Origin of the sequence: Belliella aquatica (genome assembly GCF_014637795.1) — a bacterium.
Taxonomy (GTDB): Bacteria; Bacteroidota; Bacteroidia; order Cytophagales; family Cyclobacteriaceae; genus Belliella; species Belliella aquatica.
The window spans coordinates 1-527 of sequence record NZ_BMFD01000065.1; the positions used below are offsets into that span (position 1 = coordinate 1).

Annotated in this window: 1 protein-coding gene; it reads left to right on the top strand. The window is 42.5% G+C overall.

What is annotated here, in order from left to right:
* On the top strand, positions 1–527 hold a 527-nt coding region (locus IEV57_RS19305), incomplete at both ends, for a PorP/SprF family type IX secretion system membrane protein (protein ID WP_188444665.1).

Below are 527 nucleotides of genomic sequence, written 5' to 3' on the forward strand. Positions count from 1 at the left end.
CTGAGATTGGGAGCTGGTTTAAATTACCGCTCTATCCGTTTGGATGGAAATAGTATGACAACAGAGCAAGCAGATGATCCGATAGTAGGTCAATACTTTGGGAGTTTCTCTAATATGCAAGTGATAGACTTCAATTTAGGACTTGCCCTGACACACCCAAGCTACTATGTCTCTTATGCGGTGCACCATGTAAATCAAGGAGCGATCAACTCGGGAGATGTGTTTATGGAAAGAATGCCCAGGGTAGGCATCTTCCAAGCAGGATACAGAAACAGGATCAATGATAATCTAGCAGTAGCGACCAATTTCATGTATAGGAGTCAGTCTGACTTACCAGACAACTTAGAACTCAACCTTAAAGTAGTGATGAAAGAAAAGGTTTGGATTGGAGGAGGACATAGAATAGACTATGCAAACAACTTCCAGTTTGGCTTGCTCTTCGACAAGATGCGCATTGGTTATATCTACGAGATGCCGATGCTGAGAAGCTACTTACTTCCCAATGTGACGCATGAATTCATGTTGAC